General features: G+C 64.2%; 14 protein-coding genes. 6 read left to right on the top strand and 8 right to left on the bottom strand.

The window, feature by feature from the left end; translation table 11 throughout:
* Window positions 1-18: 18 nt before the first annotated feature.
* Window positions 19-618 (bottom strand): DUF6931 family protein, encoded by a 600-nt coding sequence (locus tag D8Z78_RS17950; protein ID WP_121632468.1) that lies wholly within the window; start codon window positions 616-618, stop codon window positions 19-21.
* Window positions 619-803: 185 nt separating this feature from the next.
* On the opposite strand from D8Z78_RS17950, the gene D8Z78_RS17945 reads away from it, so the two are divergent.
* The 3 genes from D8Z78_RS17945 to D8Z78_RS17935 are packed head-to-tail and all read left to right on the top strand — an operon-like array spanning window position 804 to window position 4,053.
* Window positions 804-3,125, top strand: coding sequence for a type VI secretion system Vgr family protein (locus tag D8Z78_RS17945; RefSeq protein WP_121632418.1), 2,322 nt, complete (start codon window positions 804-806; stop codon window positions 3,123-3,125).
* Window positions 3,126-3,128: 3 nt separating this feature from the next.
* Window positions 3,129-3,719 carry a DUF4123 domain-containing protein gene (locus D8Z78_RS17940; RefSeq protein WP_121632416.1) on the top strand — a complete coding sequence of 197 codons (591 nt, stop codon included), beginning with the start codon at window positions 3,129-3,131 and terminating at the stop codon, window positions 3,717-3,719.
* 31 nt (window positions 3,720-3,750) lie between these two features.
* Window positions 3,751-4,053, top strand: coding sequence for a PAAR domain-containing protein (locus tag D8Z78_RS17935; protein ID WP_121632415.1), 303 nt, complete (start codon window positions 3,751-3,753; stop codon window positions 4,051-4,053).
* 6 nt (window positions 4,054-4,059) lie between these two features.
* On the opposite strand, the gene D8Z78_RS17930 is transcribed toward D8Z78_RS17935, so the two are convergent.
* From D8Z78_RS17930 to D8Z78_RS17905, 6 genes are read right to left on the bottom strand one after another with little or no spacing between them, the layout of a single operon-like run.
* The gene (locus D8Z78_RS17930) at window positions 4,060-4,437 is read right to left on the bottom strand and encodes a Na+/H+ antiporter subunit G (protein ID WP_121632413.1); all 378 of its coding nucleotides are present in this window, start codon (window positions 4,435-4,437) and stop codon (window positions 4,060-4,062) included.
* A 7-nt stretch (window positions 4,438-4,444) separates the two neighbouring features.
* Window positions 4,445-4,714, bottom strand: a complete 270-nt coding sequence (locus D8Z78_RS17925; protein ID WP_121632411.1) for a K+/H+ antiporter subunit F — start codon at window positions 4,712-4,714, stop codon at window positions 4,445-4,447.
* The gene (locus tag D8Z78_RS17920) at window positions 4,711-5,199 is read right to left on the bottom strand and encodes a Na+/H+ antiporter subunit E (protein WP_121632410.1); all 489 of its coding nucleotides are present in this window, start codon (window positions 5,197-5,199) and stop codon (window positions 4,711-4,713) included. The genes D8Z78_RS17925 and D8Z78_RS17920 overlap by 4 nt, the downstream gene beginning before the upstream one ends.
* Before the next feature lies 1 nt (window position 5,200).
* Window positions 5,201-6,808, bottom strand: coding sequence for a monovalent cation/H+ antiporter subunit D (locus tag D8Z78_RS17915; protein WP_121632408.1), 1,608 nt, complete (start codon window positions 6,806-6,808; stop codon window positions 5,201-5,203).
* Entirely contained in the window at window positions 6,805-7,212 is a 408-nt protein-coding gene (locus tag D8Z78_RS17910; protein ID WP_121632406.1) for a Na+/H+ antiporter subunit C, read from the bottom strand. Before D8Z78_RS17910 ends, D8Z78_RS17915 begins: the two co-directional genes overlap by 4 nt.
* Window positions 7,213-10,086 (bottom strand): monovalent cation/H+ antiporter subunit A, encoded by a 2,874-nt coding sequence (locus tag D8Z78_RS17905; RefSeq protein WP_121632405.1) that lies wholly within the window; start codon window positions 10,084-10,086, stop codon window positions 7,213-7,215.
* A gap of 200 nt (window positions 10,087-10,286) precedes the next feature.
* On the opposite strand from D8Z78_RS17905, the gene D8Z78_RS17900 reads away from it, so the two are divergent.
* The 3 genes from D8Z78_RS17900 to D8Z78_RS17890 are packed head-to-tail and all read left to right on the top strand — an operon-like array spanning window position 10,287 to window position 14,949.
* Entirely contained in the window at window positions 10,287-12,509 is a 2,223-nt protein-coding gene (locus tag D8Z78_RS17900; RefSeq protein ID WP_164933003.1) for a hypothetical protein, read from the top strand.
* Window positions 12,510-12,554: 45 nt separating this feature from the next.
* Window positions 12,555-13,646: a carboxynorspermidine decarboxylase gene (locus D8Z78_RS17895; RefSeq protein WP_121632401.1), complete on the top strand. Its 1,092-nt coding sequence runs from the start codon at window positions 12,555-12,557 to the stop codon at window positions 13,644-13,646.
* 49 nt (window positions 13,647-13,695) lie between these two features.
* Entirely contained in the window at window positions 13,696-14,949 is a 1,254-nt protein-coding gene (locus tag D8Z78_RS17890; RefSeq protein WP_121632399.1) for a saccharopine dehydrogenase family protein, read from the top strand.
* A gap of 63 nt (window positions 14,950-15,012) precedes the next feature.
* Here the strand turns inward: D8Z78_RS17890 and D8Z78_RS17885 are convergent, their stop codons facing one another.
* Window positions 15,013-16,248: an aminopeptidase gene (locus D8Z78_RS17885; protein WP_121632397.1), complete on the bottom strand. Its 1,236-nt coding sequence runs from the start codon at window positions 16,246-16,248 to the stop codon at window positions 15,013-15,015.
* Window positions 16,249-16,303: the final 55 nt, after the last annotated feature.

Here is a 16,303-nt window from a genome sequence, read left to right as displayed (position 1 = left end):
CGTCGCCGTGGCGGCGTGTCAGAAGACACGGAACAGAGCCGAGGCCTGTTCGATGAACCGCGCAAGCCGGACCGAGCGTTGGTTCAGCTCGGAATGCGCGAGGCAGGACAGCACCGCCGAACTGATCGCGCGCGGCGTGCGGTGCACCGGCACGGGCGCCGGATCGTTGGGCGCGATGGCGCCGCCGGACCAGCCGACCGCGAGCCCGAGATAGACGGCGGGCGTGGCCACCGGCGCGTACAGCGCCGCCTGCATGGTGCGATAGCGGTTTTCGTTGCCGGGGAAGGTGGTCCAGTTGGCGACCAGTTCCATCATCTCGCGATCCGCCTGGCTCATCTCTTCGCCAGCGAGGCGCAGGCACTCATAGGCCCACCAGATCGCCATCTTGGGGACGGCGGCAAAGGCGGTGAAGGTCACGGCGTCCTCGGGCGTGGTCGAGGCCCTCAGCCGCAGCAGGTAATCCAGCGCATCCTCGTCCTGTTCGGGGCGGTGCTGGGTCAGCTGTTTGACATGCGGTATCTGGGCATACAGCTCGAACGGGGTATCGAAGCGCAGCGCCGATACGGGGGGCTGGGTCTTGTCCGCGTCGAGCGTGATGTCCTGAGTTTCGCTGTCCATGGGAAAAACTTTGCCCATGAGACCTTTGCCGCGTCAATACGGTCCGCGCAGGCCTTGGCCGTCCAAAGTCACTTTTCCGCTGTTGCGACGGTCGCCATGCTTTGGGATTTGCGCGCATTTTTTTGACGACACGGGGCGGATTGGCTACGATACTTGCCATAACGGTATTATTTCAGGTCTCATCGATGAACGCATTTAGCCAAGACCAGCGGATGGGGCGCCTGTCGACCGAACTCGGGAAGGACGTTCTCGTCCTGCAACGGTTCGAAGGGATTGACCGTATGAGCGGGCTGTTCGAATTCGGGGTCAGCTGCCTTGCGGCGACATCCAACATCGATTTCGACAGGCTGATCGGCACTCATGCGACGGTGACCCTGATCGGGCGCGACCGAAGCGAGCATTTCTTCGACGGGATCGTCACCGAGGCCCGCTGGATGGGGGTCGGCGAGAACGGGCACCGCTATCACCTGACGCTGCGGCCATGGTTGTTTCTGGCGGGATTGCGCCGGAACCAGCGCATTTTCCACGAGAAATCGGTCATCGACATCCTTCAGGAATTGCTGTCGGCCTATGCGGATGCGGGCACTTTGGCGGTGAATGTGTCGAACCAGTATCCGGTTCTGGAATACACCGTCCAATATCGTGAAAGCGATCTGGCCTTTGCCTGTCGGCTGATGGAACGCCATGGCATCAGTTATCATTTTAAACACTCGCTCGGCGCGCATGAAATGATCCTGACGGATTCCTCGGACAATCACCAAAACCTTGGCCCATTTCCATACCGCCCCGTGGATGGCCACCATCAGGAAGATATTGAACATCTGTGGGAATGGTTTCCGGCCCGGCGCATCTCGACCGGTGCGATTCGCCTGACCGATTACAATTTCAAGACGCCCACCACGGAGATGGAAAAGGAACATCTCGGGCGGGCGGCCCATCCGCATGGCCAGATCGAAAGCTTCGATTGGCCCGGCGATTACCTCGATCCCGGGCGCGGTGCCGTGGTCGCGCAGTTGCGGCTTGACCGCGAGCAGGGCAATGACCGGCGCTTCGAGGCGCTTGGCGATATCATCAACCTGACATCCGGCAAGCGGTTCAGCCTGACCGGCGACGAGGTGCCGGGCCACGGTGACGAATACCTCTGCCTCGTGGCGCATCACAGCTATACGTCCGACAATTACGGCACGGGCGGGACGCAGGGCGACGGCTATGCCTATACCGGTCGCTACGTCCTGATGCCGTCCAGCGCGCCGCTTTTGCCGGAACGCAAGACGCCGCTGGCCGATGTGCGTGGCCCGCAGACGGCGGTCGTCGTCGGCGAAGGCGAGATCGATTGCGACGAATACGGGCGCATCCTCGTGAAATTCCACTGGGATCTGGCCGGGGCGTTTTCCATGCGCTGCCGTGTCAGCCAGAACTGGGCCAGCAATGGCTGGGGCGGCATGGTCATCCCACGTATCGGGATGGAGGTTGTCGTCGAATTCCTCGACGGCGATCCGGACAAGCCGCTGATCACCGGCTGCGTCTTCAACGGCAAGAACAAGGTTCCCTACGACTTGCCCGCGCACAAGACGAAATCGGTGTTCCGCACCGACACCCACAAGGCGTGGGGCTTCAACGAGGTGGTGTTCGAGGACGAGAAGGGCAAGGAACACATCGCGATGAAGGCCCAGAAGGACGCCTCGCGGCTGGTGCTCAACGACTCGCTCGAACGGATCAAGCGGCATGACGTGCACTCCATCGGTGCCAACCAGATGATCGAGGTCGGCGCCAACCAGAAGACGGAGGTGGGCGGGTCGTTAAACCTGACGGTCGGCGGCACCGGTCCGGCAGCCAAGGGGCTGATGTCGGGGCTGTCGGGGCTGGCGAGCCTGACCAAGAAGCTGATCAACAAGGGTGCCAGTGACGGCGGCGGCGGCGGCGGCCCGCTGGGTACCTTTGCCGGGACGGTCGGCAAGTCGGCGCTTGGGTTCCTGAATTCCGATGGCAGCAAGGGGCGCGAGGGTCTGCACAAGGCGGATGAGACCGGGCAAGATGCCAATCACAACATGCGTCTGGCGGGCAGCAAGCTGGGCGAATCCGGTGCATCGCTGTTTCAGGCACCCGGCACCATGAACACCTTCGTGTCGAATTTCCGCTCCGACACCACCGGCATCGTCTCGGCCGAACAGATCGGCCTGACGAAGATCGTCAATGTCGGCGGCGCGGCGGTCGAACAGGTCGGCAAGGTCAAGCGCGTGACCGTGGGCAAGAAGCTGTTCACCACCGTGGGCGAGATGATCCTGAACCGCACCCGGAAATACACGCTGGTGGCGACGGAGAAATTCACCATTTCCGCGCCCGGCGGCTCGATCGAGATCGACAAGTCCGGCATGACGATCAAGGCGTTCCAACTCAAGGTGCTGTGCCCCTCGGTCGATTTCAATCCCGGCGCGCCCTCGCAGTCCGAGGTGCTGAAGGCCGAACAGGCCTTTTGTGAGGAGTGCCGTGGCAGTGTGGGGGGCTGACACGTGACCGTTCAGGACCTGCGTCACCAAGTGACGGGCGAGAGCTTGGCCGAGGCCGTCGCCGCCGGTATCGCCAGCACCATCCGCCCGGACAAGCATGCCTACCTTTTGGTCGACGCCTCGCGCGCGCCCGAAATCGCGCCGGTGCTGGGCGCCTTGACGGACCATGCGCTGTGCCTCTTCGAAGGGCAGGCGCGCGAGGACCTGTCAGAGGTCGCGCCGTGGCTTGTGCCTTTGACCGCCGATGGCGAGGATGACGTGTTTCACTGGTTCATGGACGAGGGCTGGGGCAAGGATTGGGGCATCATCCTGTTCGCGGGGCCGGAACCGGCGCGGGTCAAGACCGGCCTGAAACGCGCGCTCAAGGCCGAGGACGAAGAGGGGCGGACCCTGTTCTTCAAGTATTACCGGCCTTCGGTGTTCCGCACCTATCTGCCCGCGTTCGAGCCTGAACAGGCGGCCTATATCATGCGCGACCTGTCCGAGGTCTGGACCGAGGACGAGGCGCGCCCCGACCTGATCCGCCGTTTCGCCGTCCGGGACGGGCGGCTGTTGACCCGCGATCTGAACATTGTCGCGACCGAGACCGACTAGTCACCGGGACCAGCCAGCAAGGAGAATGACCATGCCTGCCAGACCCGTATCCCTGCTGGGGGACAACCACATCTGCCCGATGATCAATCCGGGACCCATCCCCCATATCGGCGGGCCGGTGGTGCAACCGGGCCAGACCATCGTCCGCGTCACCGGGCGCCCGGTGGCGGTGGTGGGCGGTCAGACGCTGTGCTCCGGTGTGCCGGTCACCGATCCGATGGTGCAGGGCTCTCCGATCGTGCGGATATGCGGCATGCCGGTCATGCGCATCGGCGACAGCACCGCCCATGGCGGCAAGCTGGTCATGGGCTCACCCATCGTGCGGTCCAGCTGAGCGGCGTCAGTCCTTGCGATCTTCGAGGCCGGGGGCGTCCTGATAGACCGACCAGCCGACGGGCCGCCCGGTGGGCGACAGTTCATCCTCGCGCTTGTGCATGCGGATATAGGTCTGCGCCATGAAATGCGCGGTGATCGGCGCGGTGATGAACAGGAAAATGGTGATCAGCAGCTCGTGGAACGAGATATGCCCGTCGACCATAGCGAACCATGTCATCGAGGCGATCAGCACGCCGCCGACGCCCAGCGTCGTCGCCTTGGTGGGGGCGTGCATGCGCTGCATCGTGTCCTGAAGCTTCACCAGCCCGAACGATCCGACAAAGCCGAAGATCCCCCCGACCACGAGAAAGACCGATACGATGATGTCTGCGAATTGTTCCATCAGACCCTCACTCGATGATGTCGCCGCGCAGCAAAAAGCGGCAATAGGCGACGGTAGACACGAAACCGACCATGGCAACCAGCATGGAGGCCTCGAAATAGACGGCGGTGCCCTCTTTCAGGCCGTAGAGCACCAGAATGGCGATCATGTCGATCACCATCGTATCCAGCGCAAGGATACGGTCCGCGCGGGTCGGGCCTCGCAGCAGCCGCCACAGGCAGAACAGCAGGCCGGCCCCGAAACAGAACAGGGCAAAGGTCAGCGCATATCCGATCATGCAAAGATCTCCTTCAGGCGGGCCTCGTAGCGGGACTTGATGCCTGCGACTTCCGCCTCGGGGTCGTCGGTGTGCAGGCAATGCACCAGCAGGCTGCCCGCATCCGCCGACAGCAGGGCGGTCAGCGTACCGGGCGTCATGGTGATCGTGCCCGCCAGAACGGTGATCGCCTCGGGCGAGGTCACGTCGAGCGGCACGGTGATCCATTGCGAGCGGACCTTGTCACGCCGCATGAACAGCACGATCCGCGCCACGGTGATCGAGGCCATGATGATGTCCCAGACCACGATCAGGATATAGGCGGCCACCCGCAGCGGGCTTTTGACGATGGCGCGGTCGGGCCAGTAGGCGGCGGTCAGGATCGGGATGACGATACCCAGAACCCCGCCCAGCAACAGGTTGCCCAGCGTGATCTTGTTGACCAGCAGCGTCCAGACGATCAGCAGCGTCAGGGACAAAAGCGGGTGGGGGAAGATGCGCTTCATCTCAGTGGCCTCCCTCGCTGGCGGGTTTGTCCTCGCCGTAATCGTCGCCTGTTTCATCGCCCTTGGACAGGTCCTTGGTCGAGGCGTCCGGATCCAGCACCGCATCCACATAGGCCTGCGGGTCGAACAGGGCGTTGGCGGCGTTGGTCGTGTATTGCGTCACCGGACCGGCAAAGGCGGACAGGGCGACCAGCATGGCGATGGCGACCATGGTGGGAGCAATTTCCATGCCGCGCGCCGCGGGCGGCGGGGGCAGGGCGTCGACGGGGCCTGTGCCTTCGGGCGCGGTGACCTCTTCGGCTTTCCAGAAGATCACAGAACCCGCGCGGGCAAAGCCCACGATCGTCACCAGCGAGCCGACAAGTATCGCCGTCCATGCCGGGATCAGCCAGTCACCGCGCAGCGTGTCGAGCAGCAAGAGCTTGCCAAGGAAGCCCGACAGCGGCGGCATCCCGGTCATGGCGATGGCTGCGGCAAAGAACAGCGCCGCGAACAGCCCGTTTTGCAAGGTCTTGGGCTGGGCGTTCAGGTGGTCATTGCCGCGCCGCGTCACCACCAGATCGGCCAGCAGGAACAGGGCCGCCGCCGAGAAGGTGGAGTGGATCAGGTAATAGAGCGCCGCGCTGGTCGCCTCGGGCGTAAAGATCGCCACGGCCAGCATCATCGTCCCCATCGACCCCACGACGGAATAGGCCAAGAGCGCCATCAGGCGCTTGGCCCCCAGCACGCCGATGGCACCGACCGCAACGGTGATCAATGCGGCGGGGAAGAGCCAATCCGACACCATCTGCTCCAAGGCAGGCGCGTCCGGGCCAAAGATCACCGTATGCAGGCGGATGATCGCATAGGCGCCGACCTTGGTCATGATCGCGAACAAAGCCGCGACCGGGGCCGGGGCGTTGGCATAGGTGGCGGGCAGCCAGAACTGCACCGGGAACAGCGCCGCCTTGATCGCAAAGACGATCAGCAGCAGCACGGCCGCGACCCGGATCAGGGCGCTGTCATCCGGCGCAATGGCCGAGACTTTGTCCGACAGATCGGCGATGTTCAGCGTGCCGGTGGTGGCATAGAGCGTCCCCAGCGCGAACAGGAACAGGGTCGAGCCCGCAAGGTTCATGACCACGTATTGCAGGCCCGCCTGCAGGCGCACGCGGCCCCCGGAATGGATCATCAGACCGTAGGATGCGATCAGCAGCACCTCGAAGAAGACGAACAGGTTGAAGGCGTCGCCGGTCAGGAAGGCGCCCGAAATGCCCATCAACTGGAACTGCCAGAGCGCATGGAAATGCCGTCCGCGCGCGTCCCATCCCGTGGCAATCGCGTGCCACAGCACGATCAAGGCCAGCGACGAGGTCAGCAGGACCATCATCGCGCTGAGTTGATCCAGCACCAGCACGATGCCGAAGGGCGCGGGCCAATGGCCCAGACGGTAGACCTCGACATGGCCGTCGGAGGTCGTCCAGACAAGGCCGATCCCGATCAGCAGCAGGGCCACGTTGCCCGCCACGGAAAACACCCGCGCCAGCGAAATGTCGTGGCGCATGACAAAGCCCAAGAGCGGCGCGAGGATCGCGGGCAAAAGGACGGGGGCAATGATCCAGTGGTTCATGACCGGCGCTCCTCGCCCTCATCGCTCATGTCGAGCGCGAACCCCTCGACCGTGGGGGCATCCACGTCTGGTTCGACCTCGTCCATGTCGATCTTGTCGTTGCCTGCCTCAAGGAAGGCCCCCAGCGCGAACATCACCAAAACGGCGGTCATGCCAAAGCTGATGACGATGGCGGTCAGCACCAGCGCCTGCGGCAGCGGATCGGTATAGGTCACATCGGTTGCGTATTTGTTCAGGATGGGGGCGGCGTCGATGGTGATCCGGCCCGTCGAGAACAGGAACACGTTCACCGCGTAAGACAGCAGCGCAAGGCCAAGGATCACGGCAAAGACGCGCAGCCGCAGGATCAGGTAGATCCCCCCGGCGGTCATGACGCCGATGGCGCTGGACACGATCAATTCCATTTACAGGCCCTCCTCTGCGCGGTTCTGGAAGGTCTTGGGCGCTTTCGACGGGTCGTAATCCATGGGTTCCTTGTTCACGGTTTCCCCGGCATGGCGCGCCAGCCGCGAGATCGAATAGAGCATCAGCATGACGGCCCCCAGCACGCACAGGAACACGCCAAGGTCGAACAGCGCGGCGGAGGCGAGCTCGAATTCCTCGATGGGGGGCAAGTGGACATAGCCATACCACGAGGTCAGGAAGGGCACACCGGCGAGCCAAGCGCCCATGCCGGTCAGCCCGGCGATCACGACGCCGATGCCGATCAGACCGTGATATTCCAGCCGTTGACGGCGGGTCGTCCAGGCAAAGCCGCTGGCCATGTATTGCATCAACAGCGCGATCGAGATCACCAACCCGGCGACGAAACCGCCCCCCGGCTGGTTGTGCCCGCGCAGGAAGATGTAGACACCGACGACAGCGGCGATGGGCAGCATCAGCCGCGTTGCGACCACCATCATCAGCGGGTGCCGGTCATGGCTGCGGTCGTTGTTGTATCCCGAATTGCGCAGCCGCGCCCCTGCGGGTCCGTTCAGCAGCGTCTCCATCAGGGCAAAGATCGCCAGACCCGCGATGCCCAGAACGATGATCTCGCCATAGGTGTCGTAGCCCCGGAAATCCACGAGGATCACGTTGACGACGTTCGTGCCGCCGCCGCCGATATAGCTGTTGGCAAGGTGGTAATCCGAGATGGTCGAGAAATCCCGCATCATGAAGGCATAGGACAGCCCCGCAATCGCCACACCCGCGCTGAGCGCGATGGCTGCATCCAGCCCGCGACGGCCCACGCTGCTTTCGACGGGGGTTTCCTTGGGCAGGAAATGCAGCGCCAGAAGCAGCAGCATGATCGTCACGGTCTCCACGCTGATCTGCGTCAGCGCGAGGTCGGGCGCGGACATGTAGACGAAGCCCGCCGACACCATCAGCCCGATCACCGAAATGATGACCAGCGCGGCAAAGCGCATCCGGTGGAACCAGACCACCAGCCCCGTCGCCAGCACCAGCAGGAACCACCCGATGCCGACCAGCGGCGGCACGGGCAGCATCTCGCGCGTTTGGGGGCCAAGCGGCGACATGGTGTAGGCGGTGTAGCCGACGATCACGGTCGCGGCGGTGAAGATCGCCAGATAGCGCGAGATCGCGCCATTGTGCAGCGTTTCCGTGACCCAGCGCGTCGCGCGCACCACGGCCCCGATCAGCGCGTCAAAGATCACCTTGGCCTCGGGGCGCGGGGTGGCCAGCCACGCCTTGTCCAGCGGGCGGTGCAACAGCAGCAGCACGATCCCGCCCGCAATCGCGATCAGCGACATGATCAGCGCGGCGTTGACCCCGTGCCAGATGGCGAAATGCGGGTCTTGCGGCGTGCCGGTCACGGCGGTGGCGGCCATGGCGACGATGGGCTCCGCAAGGAAGGGCATGACGCCGATGGCCACGACCAACACGCTCAGCAGGGCAGGGGCCGCATACATGCCGAAGGGCGGGTCATGGGGATGATGCGGATAGTCGTCGCGCACCTTGCCGCCGAATGTGTGGAAGATGAAGCGAAGCGAATAGGCGACCGAGAAGACCGAGCCAAGCGTCGCCAGCCCCGCCACGATCCACGGGTTTTCCCACCACGTGGTCTTGGCTGCCTCGTACAGCATCAATTCCTTGGACAGGAAGCCGTTGAACAGCGGGATACCGGCCATGGACAGCGCGGTGATCGTGCCGATGGTCGCGGTGATCGGCATCAGTTTTGCCAGACCGCCAAGGCGCTTGATGTCGCGGGTATGGGTCTCGTGGTCGACGATCCCGGCGGTCATGAACAGCGCCGCCTTGAAGGTCAGGTGGTTGAGGATGTGGAACACCGCCGCAATCGCCGCCGCCTCGGTGCCAAAGCCCAAGAGCATGGTCAGCAGACCCAGATGCGAGACGGTCGAGAAGGCCAGCAGCGCCTTGAGGTCATCCTTGAACAGCGCGATCACCGCGCCCAGCACCATGGTGATCAGGCCAGCGGTGGCGACGATGTAGAACCACGCATCGGTCCCGGCCAAGGCGGGCCACATGCGCGCCATCAGGAACACACCCGCCTTCACCATCGTCGCCGAGTGCAGATAGGCCGACACCGGCGTCGGCGCGGCCATGGCGTGCGGCAACCAGAAGTGGAACGGGAACTGCGCCGACTTGGTGAATGCGCCCAGCAGGATCAGGATCAGAGCGGGCAGATACATCGGGTCGGCCTTGATCAGATCGCCCGAGGCCAGAATGTCGGTCAGGTTGTAGCTGCCCACGATATTGCCGAGGATCAGCATCCCGCCGATCATCGCAAGGCCCCCTGCGCCGGTCACGGTCAGCGCCATGCGCGCGCCCTGACGGCCTTCGGGCAGGTGCTTCCAATAGCCGATCAGCAGGAAGGAGGACAGCGAGGTCAGTTCCCAGAAGATCAACAAAAGCAGGATGTTGTCCGACAGGGTGATGCCCAGCATCGCGCCCTGGAACAGAAGCAGATAGGTGTAGAACTGCCCCATCGGGTCCTCGCCCGACAGGTAGTAGCGCGCATAGAGCGTGATCAGCAGGCCGACGCCAAGGATCATGCAGGCGAACATCAGCCCAAGACCATCGAGGAAGAACGCCGCCTCCAGCCCCAGTTGCGGAATCCACGGCAGCTGTGCGGTGTAGACCGTGCCCTCCATCACACCCGGCGCAAGCGTGCCCAGCATCACCAGCGCCAAGATCGTCGGCACGGCGGTGAACCACGCGCAGGCGGTGCGGCCCGCCCGGATCATCACGCCGGGGACCAGCGCGCCGAGGAAGGGCAGGATCGCGATGATCGGCAAGAGGGAACTTGTCTGGGTCATGCACGGCTCCGGGGCGGTCAGAAATTAAGGCTTTTTCAGGGAAACCGCGCCCAAAGGCAACGGCCCATCGGATTTTGATCCGAGTTAGTGACAAACGCGCCGGGTGCAAGCCGGAATCCGCGGTTGCGGAACGGCGCGATTTTCCTAGTGTTAATAAGTGTGGTTCGGAGGGATTTTTTTTGCGATTTCTTCTGTGCAGCTTGTTTTTGACGCTGTCTCTGGCCTCTGTCGCCGGTGCAGAGGGGCTGCGCATCGACGCCACCGGGCAGGAATCCTATGCCGGGGCGCAGGCCGTGGGGCCGATTGCCGGAGAGGTCGAAACCCGCTTTGGCGGCTATGTCCAGCGCCTGCCGCTGCCGGGCATCGCGCCTGATCGGCGGCATGTGTTTCTGGACCCGGATGGGGGTGTCGCGACTGTCGGAGAGACCGTCCTGACCGCGCGCGATCTGGGGCAGGTGGGCGGCCATGCATGGCTTGACGGCGACCTGTATCTGGCGGCCAGCGCTTCGCGGGGGCTGCATCTCGTCGGGCCGGATCGCGACGGCGATGGTCTGCCCGATCGCCTGCTGCGCGGCGCGCCCGGTGCGATGTGGATGCCGGGCCAATGGGGGCCGCATGTCGATGCCGGGCCGGGCAGCATCTGGAAGATCGACGGCGCAACCGGAGAGATCAGCCATTTCGCGCTGCTGGATGTGGGTGCAGCCGGGCTGGGCGCCGTGCGGGTCGAGGACGGGGTGCTGGTCGTGCAGGACCTGCACCGCGACGCAGAGGTTCGGATTGACCCGACCGGGCAGGTTCTGGACGCGCCCGAGGGGCCCTTGCCCTTGCGTCGGACCGAACCGGCTCTCGAAACCGCTGGCGGGCCGGGCCGTATGCTGGACGCGCCCCTGATGACCGACCGCCTGACCCTGCGATGCGGCGCGCTTGACCGCCCCGGCCACGAAGGCGCGAATGCCCGCTGCGTGACGTGGGTGTCTGGCACCGCAACCCTGTCGCCGGTGGCGGGGGATGTGACGCGCGTCGCCTATGAAACCGATCCGGGGGTTTCTTGCTACGCCACCCAAGGCGTGCTGCTGTGTCGGGGGCAGGGCCGGGTCGTCGAACATCTGAGCGCGCCCTTGCCTTTTGTCACCTGCGCGGATCGCCTGTGCCAGACGGTCGGCGGCGATGCGGATCTGGAAATCATCCAGCGCGCGGATTGGGGACGCGGCGGGACCTGCTCGCGCACCGAGCCTTGCGTCTTTACCTACGAGGTCCGGAACGCCGGACCCGAAGCCTTTGTCGGTCCCGTCACCCTCCGCGCGCGGATGCGTCTGGATCAGGTGCCGGTCGCGGGGCGGTTCGACGGCATCGCGCCCGCGATCTGCGATCCGGCTGATCTGACCGGCTCGGGCTGTACCGCCGAGCTTCGGCTGGCGGCGGGCGAAACCCGGTGGTTCGCGGTGCGCTATGTTCCGCCCGAGGGCCGCACGGGCTACCTGATGAACTGCGTCGAACTCTACGACCCAAGCCTGCAACCGGGGGCGGACCCGGATGGCATGGACTGGCAAAGCAGCTGCGCCGATATCGCCGTGGTCGAACCGGCCTTGCGTCCGGAGGCAGAGGGGCCGATGCCCGTCGAGGTCAGGCGCCTTGGCTGCGACACCACCTGCCGGTTCGAGATAGAGCTGTCCCAGTCCGATGGCCCGGTTGCCTTGGATGTCGGGTTTGCACAACCGGTGGCGGGGGAGGTCACGGGCGAGGGCATGGATTGCCTGCGCGGCGACGCGCTGGGGCTGCCCTGCATCATCCCCGAGACCTCTGGCGCCACCCGCGCGGTGCTGCACCTGCCCCATGAGCCATACGGGGTGACACAAACGGTCTGCGTGCGTGCGGGGGTGCGCGGCTTTGCCGTGCAGCGCGCACAGGTGGTGCAGGCGTTGCTGAATGCGCGCGGGATCGATGCCGGGCCGGTGGACGGCCTGCCCGGCTCCAAGACCCGCAAGGCCATCGAGGCGCTGCATGAGGAACTGGACTTGCCCAAGGCCAATGGGCTGGACGACGCCATCGCGGCGCTGTCCTTGCCTCTTGGGCCACAGTCCTGCGCCACGGCGCGCCTGCCGGCCGCGCCCGCGCCCTGCCTGCCATGGGAACAGCGCGACGAGACCGGCGCGTGCCGCACCCCCGGCACCAGTTGCGCGCCGGGCCAGACGCGCGATGCCAAGGGCGATTGCATCACCCCCGCCGCCGCCTGCCCGCCGTGGCAGGAACAGGTGAACGGCACCTGCCAGCCCGCGCCGCTGCGCTGCGATTTCCGCACCACTTGGTTGCAAAAGGGCTGCCCGTGCCGTTTTCCGACCATGACGCAGGCCGCACCGGGGCGCTGCACCTGCCCCAAGGACACCGCGCTGATCCCCGGGCAGGGCTGTAAACCATTGCCTTGATACGGGCTTCGCATTAGGTGGCTGGCCAAACAAAGGAGCGGAGCCATGCAAACCCCCTATTACCTGATCGACAAGGCCCGCCTGCTGCCGAACATGGAGAAGATCGCGTGGCTGCGTGAAAACTCCGGGGCGAAGGCTTTGCTGGCGCTGAAATGTTTCGCCACGCATTCGGTCTTTGACTTCATGTCGGAGTATATGGACGGCACCACCTCGTCGTCGCTGTTCGAGGTCAAGCTGGGGCGCGAGAAATTCCCCGGCGAAACCCACGCCTATTCCGTCGCTTGGGCCCCCGAAGAGATCGACGAGGTGCTGGCCTCTTCGGACAAGGTGATCTTCAACACCGCGCAGCAATTGCAGCGGTTCGAGGAGGTTTCGCGCGGTCATACGCGGGGGCTGCGCGTCAATCCGGGCGTGTCGACCTCGGGCTTCGATCTGGCCGACCCGGCGCGGCCCTTCTCGCGCTTGGGCGAGCACGCGCCCGAAACCATCGAACCGGTCGCCGACCTCATTAGCGGCTTCATGTTCCACAACAATTGCGAGAACGCGGATTTCGAACGCTTCGACGCGATGCTGGGCATGATCGAGCAGCGCTTTGGGCATTTGATCCGCCGCATGGACTGGATCAGCCTCGGCGGCGGCATCCACTTCACCGGCGAGAGCTATCCGCTGGACAAGCTGGCGGAGCGGTTGAAACGCTTTGCCGGACAGAACGAGGTGCAGGTTTACCTAGAACCGGGCGAGGCGGCGATCACCAAATCCACCACGCTCGAAGTCACCGTTCTGGACACGCTGTTCAACGGCAAGAACCTCGCCATCGTCGACAGCAGCATCGAGGCGCATATGCTCGACCTGCTGATCTACCGTGAAAGCGCGAAGATGGAGGAAGCGGGCGATCAGGAATGGATGGTCTGCGGCAAATCCTGCCTTGCGGGCGATATTTTCGGGGAATTCCGGTTCGATCACGCGTTGCAACCGGGCGAGCGGTTGTCTCTACAAGACGCCGCCGGTTACACTATGGTCAAGAAGAACTGGTTCAACGGGGTGCAGATGCCCTCGATTGCCATTCGCGAATTGGATGGAACCGTGCGCAAGGTGCGCGATTTCACCTATGACGATTTCTCGGCGGCGTTGTCGTGAAACCTTTGCCTTCGGGCGCGAACATTACTGAAAACGGAGGTTCAGACGGTTGAAAAAGAACGTTCTCATCATCGGCGCAGGCGGCGTCGCTCAGGTCGTGGCGCATAAATGCGCGCAGAACAACGATGTGCTGGGCGAGATTCACATCGCCAGCCGGACGGTGTCGAAATGCGACGCCATCCTTGAGTCGGTCCGCGAAAAAGGCGCGATGAAGGTCGAGGGCGTTCTGAAATCGCATGAGCTGGACGCCACCGACAGCGCAGCTGTCGCGGCCCTGATCCGGGAAACCGGCTGCCAGATCGTCATCAACGTGGGCACGGCGTTTGTGAACATGCATGTGCTGGACGGCTGCATCGAGGCGGGCGCGGCCTATATCGACACAGCCATCCACGAAGAGCCCGACAAGATCTGCGAGACCCCGCCGTGGTACGCCAACTACGAATGGAAAAAGCGCGATCTGTGCGCCGAAAAGGGGATCACCGCGATCCTCGGCGCAGGGTTCGATCCGGGTGTGGTCAACGCCTTTGCGCGCTTTGCCATCGACCAGATGGACGAGGTCAAGTCGATCGACATCGTCGACATCAACGCAGGGAGCCACGGCAAGTATTTCGCCACGAACTTCGACCCCGAGATCAACTTCCGCGAATTCACCGGTGTGGTCTATTACTGGGAGGATCAACAGTGGAAAGAGACGACGATGTTCGCCTCGGGCCATCTGTGGGATCTGCCGGTGGTGGGCCCCTCGCAGGCCTATCAGTCGGGCCATGACGAGGTGCATTCGCTGGCGACGAACTATCCGCAGGCGGATGTGCGGTTCTGGATGGGCTTCGGCGACCACTACATCAACGTCTTCACCGTGCTGAAGAATATCGGCCTGCTGTCCGAACAGCCGGTGAAGCTGGCCGATGGTGGCGAGGTCGTGCCGCTGAAGGTGGTCAAGGCGTGCCTGCCCGATCCGGCGAGCCTTGCGCCCGATTACACCGGCAAGACCTGCATCGGCGATCTGGTCAAAGGCACGAAGGACGGCAAGGAGATCGAGTTGTTCGTCTACAACGTCGCGGACCACAAAGAGGCGTATAACGAGGTCGGCTCGCAGGGCATTTCCTACACTGCGGGCGTGCCCCCCGTTGCCGCCGCGATGCTGGTGGCGTCGGGCGAATGGGATGCCGGGACGATGAAGAACGTCGAGGAGCTGGACCCCAAGCCGTTCTTCACCCTGCTCGACGGCATCGGTCTGCCGACCCGCGTGGTCAAAGGCGGCCTTGGCGGCGAGGACATGGCTTGGACCGAGTATCAAGGATAAGGTGACACCCGCCCCGGGCTTGACCCGGGGCCTCCACCTCGGGTCAAGCCCGGGACGGGCTCCTTACGCCCACTCGCCCTGACGGAACACAGGGACGCGGGTGCCGTCGGGTTTGATCCCGTCGATATCCGTGTCCGGCCCGCCGATCATCCAGTCCACATGGATCAGGCTGGAATTTCCGCCTTTTGCAGTGACCTGCTCGGGCGTCAGCGTGTCGCCATCGAGGAAACACTTGGAATAACACTGGCCCTGCGCGATATGGCAGGCGGCGTTTTCGTCGAACAGCGTGTTGTAGAACAACAGCCCCGAATGCGAGATGGGTGAACTGTGCGGCACCAGCGCGACCTCACCCAGACGGGCCGCGCCCTCATCGGTGGCGATGAGTTCCTTGAACACTGCTTCGCCCTTGGTCGCAGACGCCTCGGTGATGCGGCCATCCTCGAACACCACCTCGATATTCTCGATCAAGGTGCCGTTGTGCGACAAAGGCTTGGACGACCGCACGCGACCCGAAACGCGCGCGGCGTGGGGCGTGGTGAACACCTCTTCGGTCGGGATGTTCGGGTTGCAGGTCACGCCGTTCTGTGCGGTCGACGCCCCGCCCATCCATTCGTGATCATCCGCCAGACCAACGGTCAGGTCGGTATGCTCGGACTTGAAATGCAGGGCATCGAACCGCTGGGCGTTCATCCAATCGGTGCGCTCGCGCAGCTTCGCATTGTGCACCGCCCAGTTCGACACCGGGTCCTCATCCAGCACGCGGCTCGCGGCAAAGATCGCCTCGGCCAGCTTGTGCTGTGCCTCCTCGGCGGGCAGGTCAGGGAACATGCGTTGCGCCCATGCCTCGCCCGGCCATGCGCAGATCGTCCAGTTGATCTCGAAATTGGCGATCTTGGACAGGGCGGGTTTGTAGGCGGCAGAGTTCGCGCGGTTGGCGCGGCCCACCTTGCCCGCGTCCATCTCGGACAGCAGCATCGGGTCTTCGCCGACGATGGCCATGCGCGCGGCGCCGTTGCCAAAGGCCTCGGCCATGCCGTTATACAGCCAGCCCGCCGCGTGGTCGAAGCTGTCATTGCTCGCGTTTTCATACCGCGCCAGAGCCACTTCGGGGTCCGACAAGAGCGGCGTCACAATGGACGCGCCCGCGCGATAGGCGGCGGCGGTCACGGCGCGCACCAAAGGCAGGGCGCTGACCGGGGCGGTCAGGATCAGTTCCTGCCCCGGTTGCAGGTTCAGCCCGGTGCGGACGGCGACCTCGGCGAGTCGGTCGATCAGTTTGGGGTCGATTGGGGTGCTCATATCTGTGCTCCTGCTCTTTGCCGTGAGAGTAACACCCCGCGCGGCAGTGGCAACT

It is taken from the genome of Tropicibacter alexandrii, assembly GCF_003667315.2.
Classification (GTDB): domain Bacteria; phylum Pseudomonadota; class Alphaproteobacteria; order Rhodobacterales; family Rhodobacteraceae; genus Tropicibacter; species Tropicibacter alexandrii.
The sequence above is the reverse complement of the archived record's forward strand: the minus strand, read 5'-3'. Positions and strand labels throughout refer to the sequence as shown.